This is a genomic window from Arthrobacter sp. TB 26 (genome assembly GCF_000427315.1).
GTDB lineage: Bacteria > Actinomycetota > Actinomycetes > Actinomycetales > Micrococcaceae > Arthrobacter.
Map to the genome: position 1 here is coordinate 1 of NZ_AUPJ01000550.1, position 802 is coordinate 802.

At 71.1% G+C, this 802-nt stretch carries 1 protein-coding gene; it reads left to right on the forward strand.

The window, feature by feature from the left end; all coding sequences use genetic code 11:
- The coding region (locus K789_RS0121555) for a cupin domain-containing protein (RefSeq protein ID WP_024368553.1) at window positions 1–802 on the forward strand (802 nt) is incomplete at both ends.

An 802-nucleotide genomic window follows, 5' to 3' on the forward strand; every position in this document is an offset into this window, starting at 1 on the left:
GCCGCGGGGCACACTGCTCCGGAGCCGACGCCCGAAGAGGCTGCCCAGCTCAAAGAGCTGTACCGGGATTTTGACCGGGAGAACCTGATCCCGCTCTGGACCGAGATCGCGGACCTGATGCCGATGGTCCCGACGCCCAAGGCGGTGCCCCACGTGTGGCGGTGGAGTGACCTGTACCCGCTGGCCGCCCGCGCCGGGGACCTGGTCCCGGTGGGCCGGGGCGGGGAACGCCGCGCCATCGCCCTGGCCAACCCGGGGCTGGCCGGTACGCCGTACGCCACGCCCACGCTGTGGGCAGCCATCCAGTACCTTGGTGCGCGCGAGACCGCCCCGGAGCACCGCCACTCCCAGAACGCGTTCCGTTTCGTCGTCGAGGGCGAAGGCGTTTGGACGGTGGTGAACGGGGACCCGGTCCGGATGTCGCGCGGGGATTTCCTGCTGACTCCGGGCTGGAACTTCCACGGCCACCACAACGACACCGATGAGCCGATGGCCTGGATCGACGGCCTGGACATCCCGTTTGTGCACTACGCCGACGCCGGGTTCTTCGAGTTCGGCACCGAGCGTGTCACCGACGAGGCCACCCCGGACATCTCCCGCTCCGAGCGGCTCTGGGCGCACCCGGGCCTGCGCCCCCTCTCGGGCCTGGATGACACCACGAGCTCCCCCATCGCGGCCTACCGCTGGGAATACACGGACCGCGCGCTGACCGAGCAGCTGCTGCTTGAGGACGAGGGCCACCCGGCCACCGTGTCGCAGGGCCACGCCGCGGTCCGCTTCACCAACCCCACCACCGGCGGGG